Raw genomic sequence first — 22,973 nt, 5'->3', positions numbered from 1 at the left:
CGGGGTGGTCCTTGCCGCGGAAGAAGTGGTTGAACCCGACCTCGTACAGGGTCGCTGCCCCGGCGTAGGTGGAGATATGCCCGCCGACGCCGATCTCGGGCCGCTGCGCCCGGTGCACCATGACCGCGGCGTTCCACCGCATGTACGCCCGGTACCGGCGCTCGAATTCCTCGTTGCCCGGGAACTCCGCTTCCTGGTCCACCGGGATGGTGTTCACGTAATCGGTGGTGGTCACCATCGGCACCCCGACACTCTGCGCGCCCGCGCGCTGCAGCAGGCTCCGCATGATGTATTGGGCACGCTCAGTGCCCTGTTCCCTGATCAACGCATCCAGGGACTCAACCCACTCGGCAGTCTCTTCCGGATCACGATCAGGCAGCTGGTTAGTCAACCCGCTGAGGATATGGGAGGTATCTTCTCCTGCAGCCACGTCCAACCTCTCTTTGCGCGCATGAATCGGCGCACTCAGGCCAGGCAGGGTGACTGCCCGGCGTATATACGCCGTGTGCGACGTATCGGTTACAACAGCCCGGTCATGTGTGCCGGGCAGCTTCCTAGCGCTCCTATGCCTGTCCGGAGTCACAGGGGTGTCGTCCCGCGGGCATAGTTGTCACCAGCCACTCTAGCCCTGACGGCAACACGATGCGTAGCCGCGGTCCCGGTGCTGCTGTTGTATTTCGTTCGTCATACTGGTTGTGTGGCCAATACCCTTGCCGGGGCGCCGCCGTAGCTGGATGTGACGCAGAATATGCGCAATCCCGGGGGCGGCAGCTTGAAGCGCAGGCGCAAAGGGTGTTGGCTTGGGAGTAATGGAAATCACTATGCACAACGCATATATGACGTATTGGAGGAACACGTGAGCGAGGCCGACGCCGCCACTTCGGTAAATGTGGCGGAAAAATTGGGTTTCAAAAATGGGGATCTGATTCAGGAGTTCGGTTACGACGACGACGTCGATTTCGACTTGCGTGACGATATTGAAGACCTCACAGGCTCGGAGCTGCTGGATGAGGACGACCACGAGGTGGCGGACGCTGTCATCCTTTGGTGGCGCGACGGCGACGGTGACCTCGTCGACAGCCTGATGGATTCCCTCACCACCCTGAGCGAGAATGGGGTCGTCTGGGTCCTGACCCCCAAGTCGGGCAGGGACGGTTACGTCTCGCCGGCAGACATCCAGGAAGCAGCACCCACGGCCGGCCTGCATGTCACCACCTCTGCAGGTGTCTCAAAGGACTGGAGCGCGGCGCGCCTGGTCAGCAGGAAGAACAAATGACGGCAGCGGTCGAGGCCGCTTCCGCAGTTGTTCCCGCAGTGGGCACAACCGCGCCCGACTTTGAGCTGGCCAACCAGTATGGTGAGCCGGTGCGCCTCTCGTCGTTTCGCGGACAGAATGTGGCCCTGGTGTTCTATCCGTTTGCCTTCTCGGGGATCTGCACCGGAGAGCTCTGCGAGATACGTGACAACCTTGCCACGTTCGAGGATTCGAATGCCGTAGTCCTGGCGGTTTCCGTTGACAGCAAGTTCAGCCTTCGCGCCTACGCGGCGCAGGAAGGGTACGGCTTCGACCTGCTGGCCGATTTCTGGCCGCACGGGGCCGTGGCCGGCTCCTACGGCGTGTTCGACGCCGGCAGCGGCATGGCCAAACGGGCCACCTTCATCATCGATGCAGAGGGAACGGTCCGGTACAGCGTGGTGAATCCACGGGGCCAAGCCCGCGACTTCGGTGAGTACCGGGCGGCGTTGGCGGATTTGAAGCGGGCCTGAGGCGGCATGGCTGAGCAGCGGCGGGGGACGGGCCTGACAGGCTTTGCCAGCATGCCGCCGGTGGCCCCGGCCCCGCCCTCCGGTGAGGACCTTGAGGTGTTGGGCCGGATCCGGGACCTGCTCGCGGGGGTACGTTTCGCCCTGCTGACCGGGGCCGGGCTCAGCACGGATTCCGGGATCCCCGACTACCGCGGCCCGGACTCTCCGCCCCGTTCACCCATGACCTACCAGGAGTTTGTCCGCGACGCCGCCAACCGGCGCCGATACTGGGCCAGGAACCACATTGGCTGGTCCCACATGCGGCATGCGGATCCAAACCAGGGCCACTATTCCGCAGCCGAACTCGAACGGCGCGGCTTCCTCACCGGACTCATTACCCAGAATGTCGACCGGCTGCACCAGGACGCGGGCAGTTCAAACGTCGTCGACCTCCACGGCCGCTATGACCAAGTGATCTGCCTGGACTGCGGCCGGACCTATTCCAGGCGCCTCCTGGCCGGTGTTTTCGAGGAACTCAACCCCGGCTTCCTGGAGCGGGCGGCGGCATCCGGACTCGTGGAAATGGCGCCCGACGCTGACGCCACCGTTGAGGACGAGGCGCTCATCCACAGCTTCGTGGTGGCGCTCTGCCCTGCGTGCGGAGGGACCCTGAAGCCCGACTTTGTCTACTTCGGTGAAAACGTGCCCAAGGACCGGGTGGAGCGGTCCTACGCAATGGTGGACGAAGCAGCCGCCCTGGTCGTGGCCGGTTCTTCGCTGACGGTCATGAGCGGCCTGCGGTTCGTGCGGCACGCCGCCAAACAGTCCAAGCCGGTAGTCATCATCAACCGGGGCGCCACCCGCGGCGATGACAAAGCAACCATCAAACTCGAAGCCGGGGTCAGCCAGGCATTGGGCTATCTCGCAGCTGAACTTCCTCCGCTGTAGTGCGGGACGCCCCCGGGCGTGCCGATTCGCGTTCGCGGTCCAACGTCGGGTACAGTTTATGTTCGTTGGTTGCGGCGTTAACGCCCGAAACCGCGTGATTTGGGTCTTTAGCTCAGCTGGTAGAGCGCCACGTTTACACCGTGGATGTCATCGGTTCGATCCCGGTAGGACCCACTCATATGAAACCCCGTTGTCCCGCCTTCCGGCGGGCGGCGGGGTTTTTGTTTTTCGGCTTTCCAGTCCCATTGTCAGTGCCCCGCCATACCTTTCAGGGATGGAACACGTCATAGTGCACACAGACAGCGATGGAATGCCGACGGCGGTGCTGAGCCGCGGCAGGGAATGGGCGGTGGGTGCCGCGCCCGTGAGGTGGTACGAACGCGTCAATTGGTGGGAGACCAGCCGCCGCATGCCGAAGGGCAACAGCGGCGTGGACGTGGAAGTCCTGCAGTTGCAGGTGCGGCTGGGAAATAATATCCGGTCCGCGTTGACCACCATGTATCTCCAGCGTGACGGCCTGGGCGGCGGCTGGCGGCGCAGGGAGTCGGAAGCGGATGCGGCCTGACCTGCCCCGCTTGGTCCGCCCGCCAGTGGGCATTGGAAAACCCTCCACCGCGACTATTGGGGGATGCCGCGGTGGAGGGCCTGGGATGAATATACCGTGAACTCCCGGAAACAAAAAGTCCCGAGGCGCCCGTGTCATCGCGCGGGCGTCGGGCGGCACGGCAGGTCCGCCAAAGCCAGCCACTATGATGGGTTGTGTTCAGCTGAATGGACAGAGCTGATGAGTGCATGCGCCTACCGAAGGAGAATCATGGCCGATTCCCGCACCCCACGTTCCTCCGACGGGCCCGCAAGCGCCTCGCCTGCGCCGGCCGTTACCCGCGCTGCCGCCGTCCTGGAGGCACTGGCTGCGTCCGCAGGTGGGCGGCTGACCCTCAGTGACCTTGCCCGCGAGCTGGGAATCCCGAAATCCTCCACCTCCAACCTGCTTTTGGCGTTGGAGGACGCCCGCCTCATCAGCCGGCAGGGCTCCGAATTTATGCTTGGCCGCAAGCTGGTTGAGCTTGGCGCGGCCTACCTCAGCCGCATGGACGAGGTCCAGGAGTTCTACCGGTACTGCGAGCAGGCGCCCACCCTTTCCGGCGAGACGGTGCGGATTGCCATGCTGGACGGGACCAATGTCATCTACCTGGCGCGCTACGAGGGACACCCGGCTGTCCGGCTCACCTCCAACATCGGCGACAAAATGCCGGTCTCCCTCTGCGCCGTGGGCAAGGTCCTGATCGCCAGGCTTCACGACCATGACATCGACGCCTTGTTCGCCGATGATGCCGAGTTGCCCGTCCTCACCCCGAAGTCCCTGCGGACCGGTCGCGAGCTCAAGGATCAGCTGCGGTCCATTCGGGAGCAGGGCTATGCCTTCGAGGACGAGGAATCCACCACGGGCGTGGTCTGCCTGGGCGTGGCTGTCCCCACCCGCGGCTCCCACGGACCCAGCCTGGGGTTGTCGGTGACGGCGCTGAAGGCAACCTATACCCCCGAGCAGGGTGCGCAGATGGTCAAGGAACTTCAGGAACTGGCACGGTCCTTGGGCAATCCCATGAGCTAGGAAGGCGTCCCCAAGGGAAAGTAGACGTACCTTTGCCTCAACCGCTTGCCAGTTGTCCAACTTGCTGTACTCTGTTCAACATAGTGATCGGCATCTCGGGTGCCGTTGCTGACCCGCCAGGCCAACGGGGGCCTGGCGCGTGATGAGGGAGTTCTTGTGACAACTCGTACTAATGCACCGCAGGCCGCGGACGGCACCGTCGTCGACGCCGACCAGCTGCGAAGGGCAACTCTTGCAAGTTCCGTGGGGTCCGCACTGGAGTACTACGACTTCTATATCTACGGCCTGGCGTCCGCGTTGATTTTCGGCCCGCTTTTCTTCGCCCCGCTGGGTGAAAGCGGCGCCGTCATTGCCTCCTTTGCCACCTATGGTGTGGGATTTGCGGCCCGGCCCTTCGGCGGCATCGTCTTTGGCCACATTGGTGACAGGTTCGGGCGCAAGATGGTCCTGATCCTCACCATCGGCCTCATGGGAATGTCCAGCTTCGCCATTGGACTCCTGCCCACCTTCGATCAGGCCGGAATGCTCGGCGCGGTCCTCCTGGTGAGCCTCCGCATCATCCAGGGCCTTGGGGCTGGCGCCGAACAGGCGGGCGCCACCACGCTCATCTCCGAGGTTGCGCCGCGCCGCCGTCGTGGTTTCTTTGCCGCGCTGCCCTTCGTTGGCATCCAGTTGGGCACCCTCCTGGGCGCCGGAACATTCGCCTTGATGGCCATGGCCGACAAGTCCGTCCTGCAGGGCTGGCTGTGGCGTGTGCCGTTCCTTGCCAGCATTATCCTGATCGGCATTGCGGTCTTCATCCGCCTTCGCCTGAAGGAGACGCCGGTCTTCCAGGAACTCGAAAAGCACAAGGCTGTGGTGAAGAACCCGGTGTCGCAGATCTGGCGCCATTCCAAGAAGAACGTCCTGGTGGGGATCGGCCTGCGCATGGGTGAAAACGGAAACTCCTCCATTTACTCCGCCCTGCTGGTTTCGTTCATCAGCATGCCTGCCGGTGTCTTTCCGGGCGACAAGTTCATCGGACCCACCGGACTGCTGATCGCGGCCGGCTTTGCCGCCGTCATGGTGGTCGCATTCGGTGCCCTGTCCGACCGCTACGGCCGCGTCCCCGTCTACCGCTACGGTGCCCTGTTCCAGGCGGTCATCGCGCTCCCGGCTTTCTACCTGGTGACCCTCGGCAACGTCACGCTCGTCTGGGTCGTCATGGTGGTGGGCATCGCCCTGGGCGTCCAGGCCATGCTCGGGCCGCAATGTGCCCTTCTGCCCGAGCTGTTCGGTTCCCAGCACCGCTTTACCGGGGTTGCCCTGAGCCGTGAACTGTCGGCCGTCCTCGCCGGCGGCTTCGCCCCGATGATCGGTGTCGCGCTGCTGGCGGCCACCAACCACTCCTGGCTGGTTCCCGCCCTGTACTCCCTCGTCCTGGCTTTGATCTCGTTCATCACCACGTTCTTCACGCCGGAAACCGGCGGCCGGGACCTGGTCCTCGTCGAAGACGCCAGCTGACGCCGGCCTGACGCCCGGTCCGGATCATCCGGGCCGGGCGTTTGGCGTGTGCGGGAGACAAGCCGGCCGGCATCGCGGAGGTCGGGAGGTTCCGCGGGGCGCCGTTGTTGCTGCGGCCTGATGGGCAGCAGTCGGGCGCCACAAAAAGTAAGGCCGCTGCATCCCTTGGGCAGGGGATGCAGCGGCCTTGCCGGTGCCTTGGCCAAGTGAAGGGTCAGTAGAAGTGGACCGTGTCCACGAGGTGGGGGAGTTCGCCGCCGTCGAGGAAGGTTCGCAGGTTGCTGCAGAAACGGTCGGTGATCAGCCTGTTCTCTGCGGCGCTCAAAGCTGACGTATGCGGCGACACCAGAACTTTCGGGTGGCTCCAGAGCGGGCTTTCGAGGGGGAGCGGTTCCACTGCGAAGACATCGAGGCAGGCGTAGGAGACCTGGCCGTTATCCAGGGCCTGGAGCAGCGCTTCCTCATCCACAACGGTGCCGCGTCCGACGTTGACGAAGACGGTGCCGGGTTTCATGGCAGCAAAGACGTCCCGGTTGAACAGCTTCTCCGTATACGGGGTGCCCGGCAGGGTGTTCACCACGGCATCGGCGGTGGCAAGGAGGCGGGGAAGGCCGTCGTTTCCGGTCACCTGGTCGATGCCTTCCAGGGGCTCCGGGGTCCTCTTGGTTCCGCTGACGGCCATGCCGAGGGCGCGGGCAAGCCTGGCCGTCTCAAGGCCGATCTCACCGAGCCCCGCAATGACCAGCCGGGAACCGCTCACCAGCCGCGTTGGGGTGCGAAGTTCCGGCCAATTCCTGGCCCGCTGGTCCAGCGCCAGCTCGGCGGTGCGCTTGAACCCGTTCAGGATGCCCATGGCTGCAAACTCGGCCAGGGGAAGCGCGTGCACGCCTGCGGACGTTGTGACCTTGAACTTTTGCAGGACCTGCTGGTCCAGGCCGGATGCTTTAACCGCCCCGCCTGCGCCGGCTGCCATGGCGTGGACCCACTGCAGGTGTCCGTTGTCGGTGGCAATCCGGGCCAGGCCCGACGGGCTTTCGTTGGGGAATCCGTAGAGGACCTGTGCGCTGTTCAGCATCGACCAATAGCGTTCTTCCTGTTCCGGGGTCCGCCGGAAGTCCGGATCTCCGGCGTGGTCCGCCGGGAAGCGCTCCGGCGGCAGGAGGTCGGGCTCGTACAGGACGGTCACGGAGGGATCAACGGCCCTGATCCGGTCCACCAGCTGGGCTTCGAGCGGCACGGCAATGGCCACGGTAGTTATGGAAGTCATGGTGTTCATCATACTGAATCATGGCTAGGATATTGAACAAATCTTTTAGCACGATGACGTGAGGCTGGGTCATGGAGGACAAACGCGCAGGCTTTGCAGGCCTGGGATTGATGGGCGGACTGATGGCGGCAAACGCCCTCCGCAGCGGATGGCAGGTCACGGGCTGGAACCGGTCTCCAGAGGCAGCGGGCCGGTTGCGGGACCTCGGCGGAACAATTGTCCCCGCGGTGGAAAACCTGGGCGATCTTCCGGTCATCGTTTTCATGCTTCCGGACCTGCCACACATCGAGGAGGCCGCGGCCGGGCTCCTAGCCCGGTGGAAAGAAGAGCCGCCGGCGCCCCACACCGTCCTGCTGGTCATGAGCAGTGTCTCGCCCACCGGCGTGCAGGCTTTCGGGCGCCGCGTCACCGAGCTCACCGGCGGGCGCGCCCAGGTTGTCGACGCCCCGGTCCGCGGCGGCACCAAGGGCGCCGCGGACGGCACCCTCGCTATCATGGCCGGCGGCGAGGAGTCTGCGTTCCGCAGGGCAGAGCCGCTCCTGCACGCCATGGGCACCACCGTCCGCCGCCTTGGTCTGCTTGGCGCAGGGTCGCTCGCGAAGGCGTGCAACCAGCTGGTCGTGGGAACGACGACGGCGGCGCTCGCCGAAGCTGCCGAACTGGCAGAGCGTTCCGGGCTCGATCCGGCGGCGCTTTTCGACGTCCTGTCGGGCGGTTTGGCCGGCAGCAGAGTGCTGGATATCGTCGGACCGCGCCTGGTCAGCAAGGACTACGCCCCCACGGGCCCGGCAAAATTCATGCACAAAGATCTTTCCTTCGTCCTCGACGCAGCGCGCGCAGCGGGAACGGCCACCCCGATCGCCACTGCCGCCGCCGAACTCTATGCCGAACTGAAACGCCGGGGCCTTGGCGACCAGGACCTCGCAGTAGTGCGCCAAACCATCTCCAACCTCAGCCAAAAAGCCGCGGTTGCGGCGGAAGGAACAGTTGCTCCATGAGTTCACTTTTTGATTTGTCGGATCGGGTTGCGTTGGTGACGGGCTCCAGCCGGGGCATTGGTTCCTCGCTCGCCCGGGCGTTGGCCGACGCCGGTGCCACGGTGGTGCTGAATGGCGTTAACCCGGAGCGGCTTAAGGAAGCCGAAGCCGCGCTCGCCGCCGACTTTCCGGCCGGCCGCATCGCCAGCGTCGCGTTTGACGTTACCGACGGTGAGGCGGCAGCCCGCGGTATCGCGTGGATCGAAGAGCATGTGGGTCCGTTGGAGATTCTGGTGAATAATGCCGGGATCCAGCACCGGGTGCCGATGCTGGAGTTGGAGGTGGCGGATTGGGAGCGGGTGATTTCCACGGACCTGACCAGTGCGTTCCTGGTGGGGCGGGAAGCGGCCCGGCACATGATTCCGCGGGGCCGGGGGAAGATCATCAATATTTGTTCGGTGCAGACGGACCTGGCGCGCCCGACGATCGCCCCGTATGTTGCGGCCAAGGGTGGGCTGCGGAACTTGACCCGGGCGATGACGGCCGAGTGGGCCGCGTCCGGTCTGCAGGTGAACGGGATCGCGCCGGGGTATATCCATACGGAGATGACGCAGAACCTGGTGGATGACGAACAGTTCAATGCCTGGATCCTGGGCCGGACCCCGGCCCATCGCTGGGGCACGCCGGAGGATCTGGCCGGGCCGGTGGTCTGGCTGGCTTCGGACGGGTCGGATTTCGTGAACGGGCAGACTATTTTTATCGACGGTGGAATGACGGTGGTGGTCTGATGCCCGCGAACACACCTGTCCAGGCAGGGGCCCAGATGTTGCCCGGCTCCGGGCCGGCCGTGGTGGCGCACGCCGCGGGGGACCTCCGGGTCGATGAGGTTCCGCTGGCCCGGCCGGCGGATGACCAGGCCGTCGTTGAGGTCTTGTATGGCGGGATCTGCGGGTCGGACCTGCATTACTGGCTGCACGGTGCGGCGGGGGAGTCCATCCTGAAGGCGCCCTTGATGCTGGGCCATGAGATTTCCGGTGTGGTGGTCCGCGCCGCGGCCAACGGCCAGGGGCCGCAGCCCGGAACCGCCGTCGCCGTCCACCCCGCCACCCCGGGGCCGGGTGCGGCCCGGTACCCCGTGGACCGGCCCAACCTCTCACCCGGGTGCACGTACCTGGGCAGCGCCGCCCGCTACCCGCACACCGACGGCGCCTTCAGCCGGTACGTGAACCTGCCCGTCCGGATGCTGCGGGCCCTGCCCGAGGGCATCGACCTGCGCACGGCCGCCCTGGTCGAGCCCGCGTCCGTGGCCTGGCACGCGGTCTCCCGGGCCGGGGACGTGGCCGGGAAGACCGCGCTGGTGATCGGCTCCGGCCCCATCGGTGCCCTCGCCGTCGCGGTCCTCAAACGCGCTGGAGCCGCGCACATCACCGCTGTGGACCTCCATCCCAAACCGCTGGAGATCGCCCGGGCCGTCGGCGCGGACCAGGTCATCAACGCCGCAGACACCGAAGCGATCGCCGCCGTGGAGGCCGATGTCGTGATCGAATCCTCCGGCAACCACCACGGCCTGGCCTCCGCCATCCGCGGCGCGGTCCGCGGCGGGACCGTGGTCATGGTGGGGCTGCTGCCCACCGGCATGCAGCCGCTACCCATCTCGCTGGCCATCACCCGCGAACTGGACCTCAAAGGCTCCTTCCGCTTCAACGACGAAATCGACGAGGTCATCGCGGCGCTTGCCGACCGGTCACTGCACATCGACCCCGTCATCACCCACCAATACCCCGTGGAGGACGCCCTGCACGCCTTCGAAATGGCCAAAGACTCCACCAGCTCCGGCAAAGTCCTCCTCAGCTTCGACGGGAAAGGAAGCAGCTGACCGTTACTGCCGGACGGGGATGAACACCCGCGGTTGCTCCGTCCAGGTATCCGCCATCTGTGACATGGTCCGCCGCATGATCCGGTCTGATGCCTCGCGGGCAGCGGGAGCGTCCCCCTTGGCAATTGCCTCTGCCACATCTTCGTGCCATTGCAGGGCGGCCTGGTGGGGATGGTCCGGCATCAGGCCGTGTACCGTCCGGCCCGTCAATGTTTCGGCCACCTGCCCCATGAGGTTGGCGAACATCTCGTTGCCGGAGCCGGAGAGCAGCAGCGAGTGGAAGCGGATATCCAGTTCCAGGAAGCGGGCAACCTCGCCCTGGTTGCCGGCTTCCCGCATGGCGCGGGCAACGTCCACGAGTTCCAGGCGCAGCGGCGCCGGCGCGTTCTCTGCTGCCAGTTCGGCGGCTGCCGGTTCCACGGCGGCACGGAGTTCGGCGAGGGAGCGCAGCTGCGCTCCGCGTGCATCGCTGGCCAGCCGCCACCGGATCACCTGCGGGTCAAAGGGGTTCCAGCGGCTTGAAGGCAACACCCGGATCCCCACCCGCTTGGTGGTCTCCACCAGTCCCAGGGACTGCAGGACGCGCACGGCTTCACGGATCACCGAGCGGGAAACCTTCAGTTCATCCTCCAGCCGCTCGGCGAGCATGACGTGTCCCGCGGGGAGATCCCCTGAGATGATCCGGGTGCCCAGGTTCTCGATGGCACGGTGGTGGAGGCTGCTGGTCATGCTGCTAAGCCTAGTTGCTGGCGGGTGCGGGATTGCCGGCTGACCGGGACGGCCGGGACACGGAAGGGCGGCAGTCCTAGACTGGCAGCGACACAAACGGTTTCATGACGCGGACGTTACTTTCGCGTCACCGCCAGAATATATATGCTTTATTCCGACCCCCTGATATGCCCCGGCGTCCCAACCCGCACCGGAACCCTGGATCCGGGGCAAACAATGAATTGGAGTTATTGATGTCTGCACACATCGGTGTCACCGGCCTCGCAGTGATGGGCGCCAACCTTGCCCGCAACCTCGCCCGCAACGGGTTCACGGTTGCCCTGCACAACCGGTCGGTGGAAAAGACCGACGCACTGCTGGAGAAGCACGGCTCGGAGGGCGATTTCATCCGGACCGAATCCCTGCAGGAACTGGTCGATTCCCTGGAGAAGCCGCGCCGGGTGCTGATCATGGTCAAGGCCGGGAAGCCGGTGGATTCGGTGATCGAGCAGCTGGAGCCGCTGCTGGAACCGGGCGACATCATCATCGACGCCGGCAACTCACACTACGAGGACACCCGCCGCCGGGAAGCCTCGCTGGCCAAGAAGGACCTGCACTTCGTGGGCGTCGGTGTCTCCGGCGGCGAAGAGGGTGCCCTGAACGGTCCGTCCATCATGCCCGGCGGCTCCAAGGAGTCATACAAGGCCCTGGGCCCGCTGCTGGAAAAGATTTCGGCAAAGGTGGACGGTGAGCCCTGCTGCGCGTGGATTGGCACCGACGGCGCCGGCCACTTCGTCAAAATGGTCCACAACGGCATCGAGTACGCCGACATGCAGGTCATTGGTGAGGCCTTCGACCTCCTGCGCTCCGGGGCCGGCATCGAACCGGCCGAGCAGGCAAAGATCTTCTCCGAATGGAACCAGGGCGAACTCTCGTCCTTCCTGATCGAGATCTCCGCCGAGGTCCTGGGCCATGTCGACGCCAAGACCGGCAAGCCGTTCGTCGATGTGGTCGTCGACGCCGCGGGCCAGAAGGGCACCGGACGCTGGACCGTGATCTCGGCCCTGGAGCTCGGTTCCCCCGTGTCCGGCATTGCCGAATCGGTCTTCGCCCGTGCGCTCTCCTCCCAGGCCGCCCAGCGCAAGCTTGGCCAGGAGCTGCTGGCCGGCAACGAGGCAACGGTTGAGATCCCCGAGACGTTCGTTGAGGATGTCCGCCAGGCGCTCTACGCCTCCAAGCTGGTCTCCTATGCGCAGGGCCTGGACATGCTGACCTCCGCAGCCAAGGAATACGGCTGGGACCTCAAGCTGGACGAAATCGCTTCCCTGTGGCGCGCCGGCTGCATCATCCGCGCGGAGCTCCTCAAGGACATCACCAAGGCCTACGCAGCGGACGAGAAGCCCGCAAACTTGCTGTTCGCACCGGCGTTCACCAAGGCCATTGGCGACGCCCTCCCGGCGTGGCGGCGGGTAGTAGCCACCGCCGTGCAGCTTGGCATCCCGGTGCCGGTGTTCTCCTCCTCGCTGGCGTACTACGACGGCCTGCGCCGCAAGCGCGTTGCGGCTGCCCTGATCCAGGGCCAGCGCGACCTCTTCGGCGCCCACACCTACGGCCGTGTGGACACCGAAGGTACGTTCCACACCCTCTGGGGCGAAGACAAGTCCGAAATTTCGGCAGTCGACACGCACTAGCCCACAGCGCTTCCGGCGCGGCGGCCGGCGCTTCCCCGATACTCTGGGGGCGCCGGCCGCTGGCATTTCCGGCGCCCTTCCATCAGTATCCCGCCCTCCCCGGGCGGCGCCCCAAGGAGTCCGCCATGAACCAGCCCGTCGCTTTCGTCACCGGTGCGTCCACTGGAATCGGCTTCGAAGCTGCCCGGAAGCTCGCGGCCCGCGGATTCACCGTGTACGCCGGCGCCCGGCGGGTGGAGAAGATGGAACCGCTCAAGGCCGACGGCGTCCGGACCCTGGCGCTCGATGTGACGGATGAGGCGTCGATGGTCGCCGCCGTCGGGGAAGTCTTGTCGGCCCACGGCCGGATCGACGTGCTGGTCAACAACGCCGGCTACGGATCCTACGGCTCGCTTGAGGACGTCGAACTGGCGGAGGGCCGCCGGCAGTTCGATGTGAACCTTTTTGGACTGGCGCGGATGACGCAGCTCGTACTGCCGGGCATGCGGGCCGCCGGCCGGGGGCGGATCATCAACATCTCCTCGATCGGCGGAAAGATGTACGAGCCCCTGGGCGCCTGGTACCACGCCACCAAGTTCGCCGTGGAGGGCCTTAGCGATTCGCTGCGGGTGGAGCTCAAGCCACACGGCATCGATGTGTCCATCATCGAACCGGGCGGCACCCAGTCCGAGTGGGGCGCCATTTCCGCGGAGGGCCTGCTGGCGAATTCGGGGACCGGACCGTACGCCGCCCAGGCCAAGGTGGTGGCGGCCGCGCTGGCTTCAACCGACGGTTCGGCGTTGTCCTCGCACCCTGCCGTGATTGCGGACGCGATCGTCCATGCCGCCACGTCGCCGCGGCCAAGGACCCGCTACCCGGTGGGCAAGGGCGCCCGGGCCATCCTGCTGCTGCGCCGGCTGCTTCCGGACCGCGCCTTCGACACCGTGTTGTGGAGCATCTACAAGCGTTTCCCCGGCTAGCAGGGCAGAAGCCAGGCTATGGCCCGAACTTCGCGTCCCCCGGCACGGCGGGGCCACCCGATGCTTGGTCCCGCAGGAGGGGTCCCCCTGGACATCTCGCGGAGCCGGGCAACGCCGGACCCTAGATCCGGTACTCGATATCGTATTCGGCCGGATCCACTGCGGGTTTGGTTTCCCGCTGCGCATCGCGGTGCCGCCACTTGGCAGGAACGCCGGTAACGATCGACTCCGGCGGCGCGTCCTTGACCACGACGGCGTTGGCACCAACGGCGCTGTCCCGGCCAATGGTAATGGGCCCCAGGATTTTGGCTCCAGCACCGATCGTCACGCGGTCCCCGATGGTGGGGTGGCGTTTGATCCGTGCCAGCGAACGGCCGCCCAGCGTGACGCCGTGGTAGATCATGACGTCCTCGCCAATTTCCGCGGTCTCACCGATCACCACCCCCATGCCGTGGTCGATGAAGAACCTGCGGCCGATGGTGGCGCCCGGATGGATCTCGATGCCGGTGGCAAACCTGCCCAGCTGCGACAGGAGCCGCGCCGGAAAACGCAGGGCAGGGTTCTGCCACAACCGGTGCGTCAGCCGATGGATCCAGATGGCATGCAGGCCGGAATAGGCGAAAAAGTTCTCAAAAGAACCTCGAGCCGCCGGGTCGTGGGACCGGGCGGCCTCGAGGTCTTCCTTCAGTCTTGCGAAAAAGCCCACAAAGTTCTTTCTACAGGAAACGGGCGGGCAGCTGAGTCTGCTTAGCCCCGGATGTCGTCATACAGCACGGTGGAGATGTAACGCTCACCGAAGTCGCAGACCACGGCCACGATCAGCTTGCCCGCGTTTTCGGGGCGCTTGGCCAGTTCCAGCGCACCCCAGACGATGGCGCCGGAGGAGATGCCGCCGAGGATGCCTTCCTTGATGCCCAGCTCGCGGGCAACGCGGACCGAGTCCTCCAGCGAAGCGTCGATGACCTCATCGTAGACGGTGGTGTCCAGCAGTTCCGGAACAAAGTTCGCGCCGAGGCCCTGGATCTTGTGCGGGCCCGGAGCGCCGCCGTTCAGGATGGGGGAGTCCTTGGGTTCCACGGCCACGATCTGCACGCCGGGCTTGCGCTCCTTCAGCACCTGCCCTACGCCGGTGATCGTTCCGCCGGTGCCGACGCCCGCCACGAAGATGTCAACGGCACCGTCGGTGTCGGCCCATACCTCTTCTGCGGTGGTCTTCCGGTGGATCTCCGGGTTGGCTTCGTTGGCAAACTGCTGTGCCCAGATGGAGTTCTCCGTGTTGGCCACGATCTCCTGGGCCTTTTCCACGGCTCCGCGCATACCCTCGGAGCCCGGGGTCAGCACGATCTCGGCGCCGAAGGCGCGCAGCATGACGCGGCGTTCGGTGGACATGGTTTCCGGCATGGTCAGGATGACTTTGTAGCCGCGCGCGGCACCGACCATGGCGAGGGCGATGCCCGTGTTGCCGGAGGTGCCCTCGACGATGGTGCCGCCGGGCTTCAGTGCACCCGACTTTTCCGCGGCGTCGATGATGGCGACGCCGATACGGTCCTTGACGCTGTTGGCCGGGTTGTAGAACTCCAGCTTGACCGCAACGGTGGCGTCCAGTCCCTCGCTGAGCCGGTTCAACCGAACCAGCGGGGTCCCGCCGACCAGTTGCGTTACATCGTCATAGATCCGTGCCATGTACATACGCCTATCTCTAAGGGGTGAATACTGAGGTCAGCCTAACGAGGCCGCGTAACGCTGGCTAAGCGTTAAGCCATGCAGAGTAATATTTCCTCGCCTTGGCCAGTTTGGGGTTGATGATCACCTGGCAGTACCCCTGTTCGGGATGCTTGGCGTAATAGTCCTGGTGGAATTCCTCCGCCACGTGGAACCGGGGCAGGCGGCTGACTTCGGTGACGATGGGGTGCTTCCACAGCGCCTGGTTGCGTTCGATCGCTTCCTCGAACAGGATCTTCTCCTCCGTGGTCTCGTAGAACATGGAGGAACGGTACTGGGTGCCCACGTCGTACCCCTGGCGGTTCAAGGTGGTGGGGTCGTGCAGGGCAAAGAACATGTCCAGGATGACTTCGGCCGGAATGACCTCCTCGTCGAAGGTCACGGCCACAACCTCCGCGTGTCCCGTGGTTCCGCTGCACACCGAGTAGTAGTCGGGATGGGGATCGTGGCCGCCGGTATAACCGGACACCACCGAGGTGACGCCCCTGGTCTTCTGGTAGACAGCGTCGAGGCACCAGAAGCAGCCCCCGCCAAGAACAAAAGTTTTCATGACCTCTTCAATGGTTGACGGCCCCGGATGATTCCCGCCGGCCCTTCCCGGCACCGCAACATGCGGCGCCGGGAAGGCGATGGGGTAAAACTAAGACTATGGAACCTGTGGACACCGACGTTACCGGCCAGGCAGATCACGACGGCGAAGACTCCTCCGACGCGCTGGGCCACGACAGTGCCGCCGAGGCTCCCACCCTGGCCGAATTGTTGCTTGCCGTTGAGGAACTGTGGCCTGAATCGCTGGCGGAGAACTGGGACGAAGTGGGGCTCGTGGCAGGCCACCCGTCCGCTCCCGTCAGCAAGGTGATGTTCGCGGTGGACCCCACCCTGGAGGTCATCGAAGAAGCCATTGAGTGGGGTGCCGGCCTCCTCATTACCCACCATCCGCTGCTGCTGAAGGGTGTCACGTCGGTGGCGGCAACCACGGCGAAGGGACGGGCTGTCCACCGTCTGATCGAGTCGGGAACGGCACTGCTGACCGTGCACACCAACGGCGACTCCGCCGTCGGCGGCGTTTCCGATGTCCTGGCCGACGCGCTGGGACTGCAGGATGTCGCCCCGCTCACCGCGGCGGCCAACGGGCTGCCGGAGGAAGGCATTGGGCGGGTCGGCGACCTGGCGGACGCCATGAGCCTGGGCGATTTCGCTGCACGGGTGTTCGGCATCCTTCCCTCAGTGGCCGGGGGTGTGCGCGTTTCCGGGGACAAGGACGGCGTGGTGCGGCGGATTGCCGTGTGCGGCGGCGCCGGCGATTCCCTGTTCAACGAGGTCAGGGCCAGCAACGCGGACGTGTACGTCACCGCGGACCTTCGCCACCACCCCGCGTCCGAGGCCCGGGAAGCTGCCCTCAACGGCCGGCCCTACCTGGTGGACGTCTCGCACTTTGCCAGCGAATGGCTCTGGTTGCCGGCCGCCGCCGCAGCCCTGGGCAACGTCCTGGCGGACCAGGGGCACGACCTGGAGATCCGGGTCAGCACCACCAACAGTGACCCTTGGGACTTCATCCTCACTCCGGGCTGAGCCCGGCAGCGAGGCAACGGTTCAGCCCAGGCGATAGAGTCTAGGAAGCGCCCGCAGGGTGCCCGGCCCGGGCCGGAAGGGATCAAGCGGAGGTAACAGTGGCGAAGGCAGCACCGGCGGAACAGTTGAAGTTGCTCGAACTGCAAGGACTGGACGCCAGGCTGACCGGCCTCGCCAACCGCCGGCGGACGCTCGAAAATGATCCCCGGATCAAGGACCTCGAAGCGGCCCTGTCCGTGGCAAACGGAGAACTGGGCGCTGCCAAGGTGGCCATGCATGACGCCGAAGCCGCGCTCAAGCGGGCGGAAGCCGACGTCGAACAGGTCGCCTCGCGCATCGAACGGGACGAAGCCAGGCTTAACAGCGGAACAGGGCTGTCCAAGGACCTGGTGGCCTTGCAGAAGGACATTGAATCACTGAACAAGCGGCGCTCAGACCTCGAAGACGTGGAACTGGAAATCCTGGAGCGGCTGGACACGTTGCGGGAACGGCAGGCCGCCCAGCAGGCGATCGTCGATGACATCCAGGGCTCGTTCGGCACTATCCGGGCCGAGCTGGACGCTGCCCTCGCCGAGGTGGCCGCCGAAGCCGAAGGGCTCGTGGGCCGACGCACAGAATTCGCCGGAAGCCTGGATACCGGCATGCTGGCCGTCTACGAGAAGACCCTCGCCAAGCGGGGCGTAGGCGCCGCGCGGCTCTTCCACGGGACCTCGGAGGCTTCGGGGATGAAGCTCAGCCCAGGCGACCTCGCCGAGATCAAGGCGGCCGCGGCGGATGACATCGTGTTCTGCCCGGATTCCGGCGCCATCCTGGTCCGTTCGGACGAATGGTCCTGAACCGCCGGCGCCTCAGCCCGGCAGGATGATATTCAGGGCATGGGGCCTGCGTGCCGTACCCGGCACCAGCTCTGCGTCCCACTTTTCGCGTGCCACCTTCAACAGGTCCGACGCCGCTGCCGGAGCCTTCCCTCGGCGCGCCAGCAGGTGCCGGGCCAGTTCGCCCCGGGTGTGCTTGGCGAAATGGCTCACCACTTTCCGGACTCCGTCGGCTTCGGTAAACACGTTCACCGTGGCGGTCTGCTCCGGCGGCGCCGCCCATGCGGCCGCGTAGGTGCTCGACCGGCAGTCAACCACCAGGTGGCCCTCCGCGGCGCGGCCCAGCGTGTCATCCAACTGCGCCTTCCAGAACGGAGCCAGCCGCCCGACGTCGGGCAGTGCCGTCCCCATCGAAAGCCGGTAGGCGGGCAGGCTGTCGCCAAAGCGGATCGCCCCCCACAGCGCGGAAACCACCAGCACGGACGCGTCGGCCTTGCGCCGCTGCGCGGGCGTTAGGCTCCGGTATCCCAGGGCGTCGTACAGGACGCCAGAGTAGATGCTGTGTGCCGGGGCGGCAGGCTCGGCATGGAGGCGGGTGTTGCGTTCGACGTCGTCCCGCAGTGAGGCGCCCACGCCCAGCAGCGTGAGGGCGTCCGGATGCCCGCTGACCGCTTCCAGCGCCGCCAGGACCTTGGCGCGGCAGGGATTGAGCTCAGGGAAACTCAGCGAGGGCCAGTCGACGGCGGACCCGCGGCGCGCGGGTGTCTTGCCTTCGGAAGGGGGAAGCAGAATCAGCACCGTCCGATCCTACCGGCGACCAAAGCGGTCGGGGGCGCCGGTAGACTGGACCCGGATGGGACAGCCAGACGGCCGCGCGCCACGCAAGTGGCTCGAGGAACGTCCGGGCTCCGCAGGGCAGGGTGGTGGGTAACGCCCACTCGGGGTAACCCGCAGGCCAGTGCCACAGAAAACAGACCGCCTGCATCTCCGGCCTTGGCCGGAGAGGGCAGGTAAGGGTGAAACGGTGGTGTAAGAGACCACCAGCTTCCCGGGTGACCGGGAAGGCTAGGTAAACCCCACCCGGAGCAAGGCTAGACAGGACACGTTCGAGGGCTGCCCGCCCGAGTGTCCGGGTAAGCCGCTGGAGGGTGCCGGCAACGGTACTCGTAGATGGATGGCCGTCGCTCCCTTGCCGGCAACGGCAGGGGAGAACAGAACCCGGCGTACCGGCTGTCCCATCCGCAAAACCTGGTTTGACCTTGGGCGCTGTGTTGGGGATGCTGGACCGTGCCCGTTATTAGTGATCTCCGGCCGGCCGCCGGAACAGCCGGAACCGTACCCGGCCTGCGTTCCCAAATTGTCGCCTTTGCGGGGTTCCTTGGACTGTCTGCTGCGGCCTGGGTGCTTGCCTCGATCCCCATCATCCTCAATTCCACGGGCTGGTATGCCGGCTCACTCAAGGCGCCGTGGATGCCGCCGTCGCTGATGTTCCGGATCACCTGGATGGTCCTGTACGTCGGAGTGGCCGCCGCGGCGTGGCTGGTTTGGCGCAAAGGCGGATTGACCGGTCCGGCACTGGCGGGCTATGCCGTCCAGCTCGTGCTCAACGCAGCGTGGCCGGCGGCGTTCTTCGCGATGTACCCCATGGCCGGCGCCGCGGCGTTGTGGGCGGCATTCCTCGTCATCTGCACGCTGGCCGCGACCCTGGCGTTCCTGATCGTCCGGTTCGGCCCGGTGGACGCCACCGCAGGGATGCTGGTGTTGCCGTACTTCTCCTGGGTGGTCTTTTCCGCCACCCTCAACCTGTATGCCGCCGTCCACAACTGAGCCCACGGGGTGAGCCGTGTGAGTGATTTCACGCAGCGCAGGCGTGTTCGGGGAGCTGCGCCAAATTAGAATGGATCCCGGACGCAGGAGTTCTACCGCCGAAAGTTGCGTTCGCAGCCGGCGGTTTTTCTTTGCACGCGATCCAGGTGCCTGGGGGCCGACCCCTGCAGGTGCCGGTGCCCCTGGACATCATCAGGTGGCCTACATCTGTGTACGAGGACGTACACGGCTGACCCGAGGAAGGTATTTCTGTGAGCCAGACGTCTGATTCTTGTCTTGATACGTGGATGGGCCGGGAGGCCCTCGCCGAGGCCATGATCCCGGTGATCGGCAGGCTGTACCGCGAAAACAACGTGGTGACCAGCATCCACGGCCGGAGCCTGATCAATAAGTCCACCATGAACATCCTCAAGGCACATCGCTTCGCGCGCCGGATGAGTAAGGACGAACTGCTCCTGGAGGACACGGCGCCGCTGCTTAACACGCTGGCCGGGCTGGACCTGGGTGCCGCCGCGATCGACATCGCCCGCCTGAACCAGAAATTCAAGGAAGAGGGCAACGGGGCCACCCTTGAAGAGTTCCTCCGCGCCGAACTCGCCGAGATCGTTGGCAAGCGTGGCGGCGACGAACGCACCAGCACCGATGTGGTGCTCTACGGCTTCGGCCGCATCGGCCGGCTCCTGGCGCGCCTGCTGATCGAAAAGGCCGGTGGCGGCCACGGCCTGCGCCTGCGCGCCATCGTGGTCCGCCGCGGGTCCGACAACGACCTTTCCAAGCGGGCCAGCCTGCTCCGCCGGGACTCCGTCCACGGTTCCTTCGAGGGCACCATCCGGATCGATGAAGAGGCCAACACCATTACGGCCAACGGCGTCCGTATCCAGGTGATCTACTCGAACGATCCCGCCACCATCGACTACACCGCCTATGGGATCAAGGATGCCCTGGTGGTGGACAACACGGGCCGCTGGCGCGATGCCGAAGGACTGTCCCAGCACCTGCAGAGCAAGGGCGTTGCACGCGTCCTGTTGACGGCTCCGGGCAAGGGCGAACTGAAGAACATTGTCCACGGCATCAACCACCGGGACATCGACGATTCCGACCGGATCGTGTCCGCCGCCTCCTGCACCACCAACGCCATCACCCCGGTCCTGAAGGCCATCAATGACAAGTTCGGCGTGATTCACGGGCACGTGGAAACCGTGCACTCCTTCACCAACGACCAGAACCTGATCGACAACTTCCACAAGGGCGACCGCCGCGGACGCTCCGCCGCCCTGAACATGGTCATTACCGAAACCGGTGCCGCCAAGGCGGTGGCGAAGGCACTGCCCGAGCTCCTGGGCAAGCTGACCGGCAGCTCCATCCGCGTTCCCACCCCGGACGTCTCCCTGGCCATCCTGAACCTCAGCCTGGAGAACGGCACCACCAAGGATGAGGTGAACAACTACCTGCGCGAGATGTCGCTGCACTCGGACCTGCGCAAGCAGATCGACTACATCGACTCGCCCGAGGTGGTCTCCACCGACTTCGTCGGCTCCCGCCGCGCGGGCATCGTTGACGGCCTGGCCACGGTGTCCACGGACAAGAACCTGGTCCTCTACGTCTGGTACGACAACGAATTTGGCTACAGCTGCCAGGTGGTCCGGGTCATGGAGGAAATGGCCGGCGTGAACCCGCCGTCGTTCCCTGCCAAGGAAAGCGCGGCCGCCCTGGCCGCCATCGCCGTCTGACCACAAAGCGACACGTCCGGCCAATTCCCGGCTGGTTCACTGGAATCAGCCGGGAAACCGGACCAGACTGGTGGCATGGACAACGAATCGACGCTTCAGCACGAAACCACCCTCGAACACGCACTCGACGTGGCGAAGGCCAACCACAAGGAAGCCCTCAGGCTCCTGGAGGGTGCCCGCGCCGCCCACCAGGCCGGGGACGCCAGCGAGGAGCGCGTGCGCCAGCTCGAGGAACTCCTGGCCACCGCGGAGGAGGACCTCCGGAGGGTCACGCGCGAGCAGTAGATGCCGCGGGCGGATAAGGGATCACTCGTCCTCCACAGTGTGGATATCGGCCCCCGGCCATGCTCCCCGTCCTAGGCTTTTGGGGTGTTTCCCATTAGCGATCCGGCATCAGGGCCGTGACTGTCAGCTGGTCCGCCTACCGCCGTGCCCGCCGCCGGTCCCGGCAGGCCTGGGGGCTGCTTGCCGCCCTGGCCGTCTCCGTCATGGCCGCGCTGTCCTGGTTCTTCACCGCCGGACAGTTCGCGGCGGCCGGACCTGCGGCCGCCGGACCAACGGAAGCGCCGGTGTTCGATTCCGCCTGGATGAGGCCGGTGGCGGAGCCCCATCCGGTACCGGCAGGGGCCGCCCTTTCTGCCCTGGATGGCCTGGCCGTGAAGGGCAGGGCACCGAATACCGGCTACAGCAGGGAAGCCTTCGGCCAGGCGTGGCTGGATGTGGACCGGAACGGGTGCGATACCCGCAACGACATCCTGCGCCGCGACCTCGCCGGAGTCATCTTCGCCGACGGTTCCACGTGCAAAGTAACGGGCGGCTATTTCCAGGAGCCGTACACCGGACAGGCCATTGAATTCCGCCGCGGCGCCGACACCAGCAGCACGGTGCAGATCGACCATGTGGTGCCCTTGGGCGACGCCTGGCAAAAGGGCGCGCAGGGCCTGACCCCGAAGGAACGCCAGGGCCTTGCCAACGATCCGCTCAACCTGATCGCCGCCGACGGGCAGGCGAACCAGAAAAAGGGTGCCGGTGACGCTGCAACGTGGCTGCCAAAAAACACCGCGATCCGCTGCCACTATGTAGCCCGGCAGATCTCCGTCAAGGCCGCCTACGGCCTGTGGGTGACACCGGCGGAAAAGGACGCCATGAAGAAAGTGCTGGCAACCTGCCCTGCGCAGCAGACGATTACCGCCGGCTGAATGGCGGCCCGGGAACCGCCTAGTGGCCGAACGGGTCGGGATCGACGCCGGGCATCCATGTCAGCCCCGGAACGCCCCACCCGTTCTTCTTGGCCTGCTTCAGGGCCTTCCGGGCATAGCGGTCCATCAACCGGTTGACGTACAGCTTGCCATCCAGGTGGTCGAATTCATGCTGGATGACCCTGGCAAACCAGCCCGTCGCCTCGAACTTCACCCGCTCGCCGAAACCGTCGTAGCCTTCCACCCTGGCCCACTCGGCCCGCTTCAGCGGGTACTGCCCGCCGGGGAAGGACAAGCAGCCTTCTTCCTCCTCGTCCGGGTCCGGGGCGGCGCCGGAAACCTTGGAGAGGGTGAGGACGGGATTCACCAGCACACCGCTGGGTGGAGCGCCGTCGTCATTGGCGTACTTGTAGACGAAGATCCGCTTGCCCACGCCGACTTGCGGAGCTGCGAGTCCCACGCCGTTGGCGGCGTCGTTGGTCTCGAACATGTCGGCAATCAGGGTGCGCAGTTCGTCGTCGAAAACCTCGACTTCCGCTGCCCGGCGGTGCAGGACGGGCTCGCCCCAGATAGTAATCGGCAGAACGGTCATAGCATTAGTCCTTCGGCTTCGGGGCCGGCAGCGCCGGCGTCCCTGCACGTACCTTGGTGGGACACAACAAAGGAGGCCGCACCGGATATCCGGTGCGGCCTCCTTTGTTGACGGCTGCAAGTGCCGCCCCGTGAGGGTGAGCGACGGGGGTTGAACCCGCGACCTCCTGGACCACAACCAGGCGCTCTGCCAACTGAGCTACGCCCACCATGTGTTTCAAGGTCAGGCC

Annotated in this window: 25 protein-coding genes, 2 tRNA genes and 1 other RNA gene; 19 read left to right on the top strand and 9 right to left on the bottom strand. The window is 65.7% G+C overall.

The features are described from left to right. On the bottom strand, window positions 1-430 hold a 430-nt coding region (locus QRM95_RS02735), incomplete at its 3' end, for a pyruvate dehydrogenase E1 component-related protein (protein WP_502934919.1). Window positions 431-856: 426 nt separating this feature from the next. On the opposite strand from QRM95_RS02735, the gene QRM95_RS02730 reads away from it, so the two are divergent. The 7 genes from QRM95_RS02730 (at window position 857) to QRM95_RS02700 (ending at window position 5,809) form a co-directional block, all read left to right on the top strand. Next, window positions 857-1,276: a DUF3052 domain-containing protein gene (locus QRM95_RS02730; protein WP_026265207.1), complete on the top strand. Its 420-nt coding sequence runs from the start codon at window positions 857-859 to the stop codon at window positions 1,274-1,276. Beyond that, window positions 1,273-1,767: a peroxiredoxin gene (locus QRM95_RS02725; RefSeq protein WP_285246325.1), complete on the top strand. Its 495-nt coding sequence runs from the start codon at window positions 1,273-1,275 to the stop codon at window positions 1,765-1,767. The genes QRM95_RS02730 and QRM95_RS02725 overlap by 4 nt, the downstream gene beginning before the upstream one ends. Before the next feature lie 6 nt (window positions 1,768-1,773). Then, window positions 1,774-2,694, top strand: coding sequence for an NAD-dependent protein deacetylase (locus tag QRM95_RS02720; protein ID WP_285246324.1), 921 nt, complete (start codon window positions 1,774-1,776; stop codon window positions 2,692-2,694). Between the two features lie 101 nt (window positions 2,695-2,795). After that, window positions 2,796-2,868: transfer RNA gene (locus QRM95_RS02715), tRNA-Val, on the top strand. Between the two features lie 100 nt (window positions 2,869-2,968). After that, on the top strand, window positions 2,969-3,259 hold the full coding sequence (locus QRM95_RS02710) for a hypothetical protein (RefSeq protein ID WP_285246323.1): 291 nt from the start codon (window positions 2,969-2,971) through the stop codon (window positions 3,257-3,259). 249 nt (window positions 3,260-3,508) lie between these two features. Continuing rightward, complete coding sequence (locus tag QRM95_RS02705; RefSeq protein ID WP_285246322.1) at window positions 3,509-4,306, top strand: IclR family transcriptional regulator; 798 nt, start codon at window positions 3,509-3,511, stop codon at window positions 4,304-4,306. Window positions 4,307-4,462: 156 nt separating this feature from the next. Beyond that, a complete protein-coding gene (locus tag QRM95_RS02700) occupies window positions 4,463-5,809 on the top strand; it encodes an MFS transporter (protein ID WP_285246321.1) in 1,347 nt (448 codons plus the stop codon). A gap of 214 nt (window positions 5,810-6,023) precedes the next feature. On the opposite strand, the gene QRM95_RS02695 is transcribed toward QRM95_RS02700, so the two are convergent. Further along, the gene (locus tag QRM95_RS02695) at window positions 6,024-7,088 is read right to left on the bottom strand and encodes a D-2-hydroxyacid dehydrogenase (protein WP_350223872.1); all 1,065 of its coding nucleotides are present in this window, start codon (window positions 7,086-7,088) and stop codon (window positions 6,024-6,026) included. Window positions 7,089-7,147: 59 nt separating this feature from the next. Here QRM95_RS02695 and QRM95_RS02690 point away from each other — a divergent pair, with 59 nt between their 5' ends. The 3 genes from QRM95_RS02690 to QRM95_RS02680 are packed head-to-tail and all read left to right on the top strand — an operon-like array spanning window position 7,148 to window position 9,929. After that, window positions 7,148-8,074 carry an NAD(P)-dependent oxidoreductase gene (locus QRM95_RS02690; RefSeq protein WP_285246319.1) on the top strand — a complete coding sequence of 309 codons (927 nt, stop codon included), beginning with the start codon at window positions 7,148-7,150 and terminating at the stop codon, window positions 8,072-8,074. Next, complete coding sequence (locus QRM95_RS02685) at window positions 8,071-8,841, top strand: SDR family oxidoreductase (RefSeq protein WP_285246318.1); 771 nt, start codon at window positions 8,071-8,073, stop codon at window positions 8,839-8,841. The genes QRM95_RS02690 and QRM95_RS02685 overlap by 4 nt, the downstream gene beginning before the upstream one ends. Continuing rightward, window positions 8,841-9,929, top strand: a complete 1,089-nt coding sequence (locus QRM95_RS02680) for an L-idonate 5-dehydrogenase (RefSeq protein WP_285246317.1) — start codon at window positions 8,841-8,843, stop codon at window positions 9,927-9,929. The genes QRM95_RS02685 and QRM95_RS02680 overlap by 1 nt, the downstream gene beginning before the upstream one ends. Window positions 9,930-9,932: 3 nt before the next feature. On the opposite strand, the gene QRM95_RS02675 is transcribed toward QRM95_RS02680, so the two are convergent. Continuing rightward, a complete protein-coding gene (locus tag QRM95_RS02675) occupies window positions 9,933-10,658 on the bottom strand; it encodes a FadR/GntR family transcriptional regulator (RefSeq protein ID WP_285246316.1) in 726 nt (241 codons plus the stop codon). A gap of 233 nt (window positions 10,659-10,891) precedes the next feature. On the opposite strand from QRM95_RS02675, the gene gnd reads away from it, so the two are divergent. Both gnd and QRM95_RS02665 read left to right on the top strand, forming a co-directional pair. Beyond that, window positions 10,892-12,328, top strand: coding sequence for an NADP-dependent phosphogluconate dehydrogenase (gene gnd / locus QRM95_RS02670; protein ID WP_285246315.1), 1,437 nt, complete (start codon window positions 10,892-10,894; stop codon window positions 12,326-12,328). A 125-nt stretch (window positions 12,329-12,453) separates the two neighbouring features. Next, window positions 12,454-13,287, top strand: coding sequence for an oxidoreductase (locus QRM95_RS02665; RefSeq protein ID WP_285246314.1), 834 nt, complete (start codon window positions 12,454-12,456; stop codon window positions 13,285-13,287). Window positions 13,288-13,408: 121 nt separating this feature from the next. Here QRM95_RS02665 and epsC read toward each other — a convergent pair whose 3' ends face one another. The 3 genes from epsC to msrA all read right to left on the bottom strand — a co-directional run bounded on the left by epsC (window position 13,409) and on the right by msrA (window position 15,559). Then, window positions 13,409-13,993, bottom strand: coding sequence for a serine O-acetyltransferase EpsC (epsC, locus tag QRM95_RS02660; RefSeq protein WP_018761618.1), 585 nt, complete (start codon window positions 13,991-13,993; stop codon window positions 13,409-13,411). 41 nt (window positions 13,994-14,034) lie between these two features. After that, complete coding sequence (cysK, locus tag QRM95_RS02655; RefSeq protein WP_026264549.1) at window positions 14,035-14,970, bottom strand: cysteine synthase A; 936 nt, start codon at window positions 14,968-14,970, stop codon at window positions 14,035-14,037. 64 nt (window positions 14,971-15,034) lie between these two features. Beyond that, window positions 15,035-15,559 (bottom strand): peptide-methionine (S)-S-oxide reductase MsrA, encoded by a 525-nt coding sequence (msrA, locus tag QRM95_RS02650; protein WP_018761616.1) that lies wholly within the window; start codon window positions 15,557-15,559, stop codon window positions 15,035-15,037. A 98-nt stretch (window positions 15,560-15,657) separates the two neighbouring features. Between msrA and QRM95_RS02645 the strand changes: the two genes are divergently transcribed. Then, the gene (locus tag QRM95_RS02645) at window positions 15,658-16,581 is read left to right on the top strand and encodes a Nif3-like dinuclear metal center hexameric protein (RefSeq protein WP_285246313.1); all 924 of its coding nucleotides are present in this window, start codon (window positions 15,658-15,660) and stop codon (window positions 16,579-16,581) included. 98 nt (window positions 16,582-16,679) lie between these two features. After that, window positions 16,680-17,417, top strand: a complete 738-nt coding sequence (locus tag QRM95_RS02640; RefSeq protein ID WP_285246312.1) for a zinc ribbon domain-containing protein — start codon at window positions 16,680-16,682, stop codon at window positions 17,415-17,417. 12 nt (window positions 17,418-17,429) lie between these two features. On the opposite strand, the gene QRM95_RS02635 is transcribed toward QRM95_RS02640, so the two are convergent. Then, window positions 17,430-18,194 (bottom strand): YaaA family protein, encoded by a 765-nt coding sequence (locus QRM95_RS02635; protein WP_285246311.1) that lies wholly within the window; start codon window positions 18,192-18,194, stop codon window positions 17,430-17,432. Window positions 18,195-18,250: 56 nt separating this feature from the next. Between QRM95_RS02635 and rnpB the strand changes: the two genes are divergently transcribed. The 5 genes from rnpB (at window position 18,251) to QRM95_RS02610 (ending at window position 22,152) form a co-directional block, all read left to right on the top strand. Next, window positions 18,251-18,638: RNase P RNA component class A (gene rnpB / locus QRM95_RS02630), an RNA gene on the top strand. Window positions 18,639-18,683: 45 nt separating this feature from the next. Further along, window positions 18,684-19,223, top strand: coding sequence for a TspO/MBR family protein (locus QRM95_RS02625; RefSeq protein ID WP_285246310.1), 540 nt, complete (start codon window positions 18,684-18,686; stop codon window positions 19,221-19,223). A gap of 251 nt (window positions 19,224-19,474) precedes the next feature. Continuing rightward, entirely contained in the window at window positions 19,475-20,953 is a 1,479-nt protein-coding gene (locus tag QRM95_RS02620; protein ID WP_081624127.1) for a glyceraldehyde-3-phosphate dehydrogenase, read from the top strand. A gap of 75 nt (window positions 20,954-21,028) precedes the next feature. Beyond that, complete coding sequence (locus QRM95_RS02615; RefSeq protein WP_018761610.1) at window positions 21,029-21,238, top strand: hypothetical protein; 210 nt, start codon at window positions 21,029-21,031, stop codon at window positions 21,236-21,238. Between the two features lie 116 nt (window positions 21,239-21,354). Beyond that, window positions 21,355-22,152, top strand: coding sequence for an HNH endonuclease family protein (locus tag QRM95_RS02610; RefSeq protein WP_285246309.1), 798 nt, complete (start codon window positions 21,355-21,357; stop codon window positions 22,150-22,152). Window positions 22,153-22,171: 19 nt separating this feature from the next. On the opposite strand, the gene def is transcribed toward QRM95_RS02610, so the two are convergent. Together def and QRM95_RS02600 are read right to left on the bottom strand one after the other, a co-directional pair. After that, on the bottom strand, window positions 22,172-22,744 hold the full coding sequence (gene def, locus QRM95_RS02605) for a peptide deformylase (protein WP_285246308.1): 573 nt from the start codon (window positions 22,742-22,744) through the stop codon (window positions 22,172-22,174). 135 nt (window positions 22,745-22,879) lie between these two features. Then, a tRNA-His gene (locus tag QRM95_RS02600) sits at window positions 22,880-22,952 on the bottom strand. Between the last annotated feature and the right edge of the window lie 21 nt (window positions 22,953-22,973).

The sequence above is a fragment of the Pseudarthrobacter sp. efr-133-R2A-89 genome (assembly GCF_030209315.1).
Classification (GTDB): domain Bacteria; phylum Actinomycetota; class Actinomycetes; order Actinomycetales; family Micrococcaceae; genus Arthrobacter.
This window is presented reverse-complemented; position numbering and strand designations above follow the sequence as displayed.

Bases quoted from the DNA above. Each gene is read 5' to 3' on its own strand.
- QRM95_RS02725 (WP_285246325.1), top strand. From the start codon at position 1,273: ATGACGGCAGCGGTCGAGGCCGCTTCCGCAGTTGTTCCCGCAGTGGGC.
- QRM95_RS02720 (WP_285246324.1), top strand. From the start codon at position 1,774: ATGGCTGAGCAGCGGCGGGGGACGGGCCTGACAGGCTTTGCCAGCATG.
- QRM95_RS02710 (WP_285246323.1), top strand. From the start codon at position 2,969: ATGGAACACGTCATAGTGCACACAGACAGCGATGGAATGCCGACGGCG.
- QRM95_RS02705 (WP_285246322.1), top strand. From the start codon at position 3,509: ATGGCCGATTCCCGCACCCCACGTTCCTCCGACGGGCCCGCAAGCGCC.
- QRM95_RS02695 (WP_350223872.1), bottom strand. From the start codon at position 7,088: ATGATGAACACCATGACTTCCATAACTACCGTGGCCATTGCCGTGCCG.
- QRM95_RS02690 (WP_285246319.1), top strand. From the start codon at position 7,148: ATGGAGGACAAACGCGCAGGCTTTGCAGGCCTGGGATTGATGGGCGGA.
- QRM95_RS02685 (WP_285246318.1), top strand. From the start codon at position 8,071: ATGAGTTCACTTTTTGATTTGTCGGATCGGGTTGCGTTGGTGACGGGC.
- QRM95_RS02680 (WP_285246317.1), top strand. From the start codon at position 8,841: ATGCCCGCGAACACACCTGTCCAGGCAGGGGCCCAGATGTTGCCCGGC.
- QRM95_RS02675 (WP_285246316.1), bottom strand. From the start codon at position 10,658: ATGACCAGCAGCCTCCACCACCGTGCCATCGAGAACCTGGGCACCCGG.
- gnd (WP_285246315.1), top strand. From the start codon at position 10,892: ATGTCTGCACACATCGGTGTCACCGGCCTCGCAGTGATGGGCGCCAAC.
- QRM95_RS02665 (WP_285246314.1), top strand. From the start codon at position 12,454: ATGAACCAGCCCGTCGCTTTCGTCACCGGTGCGTCCACTGGAATCGGC.
- cysK (WP_026264549.1), bottom strand. From the start codon at position 14,970: ATGGCACGGATCTATGACGATGTAACGCAACTGGTCGGCGGGACCCCG.
- msrA (WP_018761616.1), bottom strand. From the start codon at position 15,559: ATGAAAACTTTTGTTCTTGGCGGGGGCTGCTTCTGGTGCCTCGACGCT.
- QRM95_RS02645 (WP_285246313.1), top strand. From the start codon at position 15,658: ATGGAACCTGTGGACACCGACGTTACCGGCCAGGCAGATCACGACGGC.
- QRM95_RS02615 (WP_018761610.1), top strand. From the start codon at position 21,029: ATGGACAACGAATCGACGCTTCAGCACGAAACCACCCTCGAACACGCA.
- def (WP_285246308.1), bottom strand. From the start codon at position 22,744: ATGACCGTTCTGCCGATTACTATCTGGGGCGAGCCCGTCCTGCACCGC.